At 65.9% G+C, this 2,566-nt stretch carries 3 protein-coding genes; 2 read left to right on the top strand and 1 reads right to left on the bottom strand.

Annotation, left to right across the window (positions count from 1 at the left end):
• Window positions 1–880 (top strand): solute carrier family 23 protein (locus EOA23_RS33650; protein ID WP_145966575.1); only part of this gene is annotated, 880 nt, incomplete at its 5' end.
• 30 nt (window positions 881–910) lie between these two features.
• Here EOA23_RS33650 and EOA23_RS33645 read toward each other — a convergent pair.
• Window positions 911–1,735 carry an AraC family transcriptional regulator gene (locus tag EOA23_RS33645; RefSeq protein ID WP_127307222.1) on the bottom strand — a complete coding sequence of 275 codons (825 nt, stop codon included), beginning with the start codon at window positions 1,733–1,735 and terminating at the stop codon, window positions 911–913.
• An 83-nt stretch (window positions 1,736–1,818) separates the two neighbouring features.
• Here EOA23_RS33645 and EOA23_RS33640 point away from each other — a divergent pair, with 83 nt between their 5' ends.
• Window positions 1,819–2,343, top strand: coding sequence for a hypothetical protein (locus EOA23_RS33640; RefSeq protein ID WP_127307221.1), 525 nt, complete (start codon window positions 1,819–1,821; stop codon window positions 2,341–2,343).
• Window positions 2,344–2,566: the final 223 nt, after the last annotated feature.

Here is a 2,566-nt window from a genome sequence, read left to right as displayed (position 1 = left end):
TTCCCAAAACGGCGAAGCGCCAGACGTCAATCGCGACTTTGTCGGCGTCGGCGCGGGCAGCATCGTGGCCGCGCTGTTCGGCGCCTTTGCCGTCAACGCCAGCCCGCCGCGCACGGCCATCGTCGCACAGACCGGCGGCCGCTCGCAGCTGTCGGGCCTGATCGCGGCCGCCATCGTGCTGGCGCTCGGCGCTTTCGGCGGCAGCCTGCTGGCCAATGTACCGCAGGCGGCCCTTGCCGGCGTGCTGATGTTCGTGGCCCAGCACATCCTGCGCTGGCAGGTATTCGCCAAGGTCTGGCGCCAGGCGCCGGGCGAGTTCGCGCTGATCCTGATCACCATGATCGCCATCGTCGTGCTGCCGATCGAGACCGGCGTCGCGATCGGCATCGGTCTGTCGCTGCTGCACGGCATCTGGGGCTCGACGCGCACGGAGCCGATCGAGTTGGCGCAGGTGCCGGGCACCTCGGTCTGGTGGCCGCCCAGTAGTGCCAGCACGGACGAGCAGCACCCCGGCGTGCTGGTGGCGGCGTTCCAGGCGCCGCTTTCCTTCGTCAATGCCGACCGTTTCAAGCGTGGCCTCATCGACCTGATCGACGCCAGGAGCGAGGACGTGAAGCTGGTGGTGTTGGAGGCCAGCAATATCGTCGAGATCGACTATACCGCCGCCCAGGCGCTGATCGACACCATCCGCCATTGTCGCGACAAAGGTGCGGTCTTTGCTATCGCGCGCATGGAATCGCTGCGCGCCCAGGCGGCGCTCAAGCGGTTCGGCATTGCTGACATCGTCGGCGCTGAGCGGATATTCCACAGCGTCGACGCGGCGATCAAATCACTTGGTCCGAGGAAACCGCAGCTCAAGGAACAGGATATCATACCATGATCGACTCCCGACCGGCAGCAGCAGGCTTTTTCAGCCAACGCGCCGGGCGCGATAGGCGCCCGGCGCCTCCCCAATCTCGCGCCGGAACCGGCGATTGAAAGTCGAGAGATCGTTGAAGCCTGCGTCGAAAGCGATGGCCGAGATCGTTGCATCCGAGCTGCGCAGGCGCACGGCGGCACGATGCAGCCTTGTCCTCAGCAGGAACTGATAGGGCGTCATGCCGGCCACATGCCGGAAGATGCGTAGGAAATGATACGGGCTCGTCGCCGTGGCGCCGGCAAGCTCGGCCAGCGAGAGCGGCCGCTCGGCATTGAGCTCGATCAGCCGCACCGCTTCGGCAACGCGTTTCTGATCGCGGCGGCTTGGTGTCCGCGCCGTTCTGAAAGAACCGGCGGCAGCCCCGACCACCGCGCCGGCAAGGCGCAGGCCGAGTTCCTCGAACGCCTCGTTGTCGCTGCTTTCGCGCGCGGCCTCCGCCTCGGCCAGCAAAGACGCCAGCACCGGCAAGGGCGGCAGGCGCGGATCGGCGAAGCCCAACCGCTTCGCGCCCGGCAGTTCGGCCACGACGCGTTCCAGATAGGCTGGCGAAAAATGGAAGGAAAGGCAGCGGTCACCGGCGCCGTGCTCATGCCCGCATTCATAGCAGGCGCCGGGATTTCCGAGCAGGATGGCACCCGGCGCCAGCATCGCCGTGCCCTGGCGCGTGCGGTAGCGGAAGGTGCCATTGGTTACCGCGGCAACGCAGAAGCTGCGATGCTCCTCCTCGAACGGCCTGTCGCCCGCGGCGGCGGTACACACCACGTCGGACACCTGCCAGCCAGATCCGGAAGCCAGAGTTCTCTGCGCTGTCGTCATGCCCGAAGGATAGCAATTTTTCCCAAGCGACGAACCCCGCCTGCCCCTATTGCTTGCCTCTCCTGACAAACGAGACAGCAACCATGGCCAATCCCTTTGCCGAAGCCTTGCACAGCGACGGCCCCATTCCGGACCTCGCCGAAAGGCTGAAGCTCTACGGCCGCTTCATCGGCGCCTGGACTTTCGATGCCACGCGCATTCTACAGGACGGCACAAAGCTCACCGGTCGCGGCGAGGTGCATTTCGGCTGGGTTCTGGAAGGCAGGGCCGTGCAGGACGTCTGGATACTGCCCGTCCGCGACGCAGGTCCCTCCCCGTCGCTCGGACCGTGGACCTTCTACGGCACGACATTGCGCGTCTACGATCCCGGCGCCGACGCCTGGCACATCTTCTGGAGCGACCCGCGCAATCAGTACTACAGCCGGCAGCTCGGCCGCGCCGAGGGCGACACGATCGTGCAGGTCGGCGCCGACGGAACCGGCGCGTCGGTACGTTGGAGCTTTTCGCGCATCACCGAAAACTCGTTCCGCTGGCTGGGCGAGCGCTCGCATGATGGCGGCGCGACCTGGCGCTTGGAGGTCGAATTCCTGGCCCGGCGCGTGGGTTAGAGCTGATGGCTACCGAAGATCGCAGCGGCACAAAACAAGAGCCGTAGCGATCCTTCGCGCCTGCCTTCACAGTTTCGCGCGCAGCATTTCCCCTCCCGCCTGTTTCCACCGCCCGGGCTTTGCTCTACCAATTGCGGAGGCTGGGCTTCGCCTGGCGGGAGGGGCCAGCGATGCCGAGTTTCGACAGCCTGTTCAACGCCTTCGTCACCATATTGGTGACCAT

The sequence above is a fragment of the Mesorhizobium sp. M2A.F.Ca.ET.042.01.1.1 genome, assembly GCF_003997405.1.
Classification (GTDB): domain Bacteria; phylum Pseudomonadota; class Alphaproteobacteria; order Rhizobiales; family Rhizobiaceae; genus Mesorhizobium.
The sequence above is the reverse complement of the archived record's forward strand: the minus strand, read 5'-3'. Positions and strand labels throughout refer to the sequence as shown.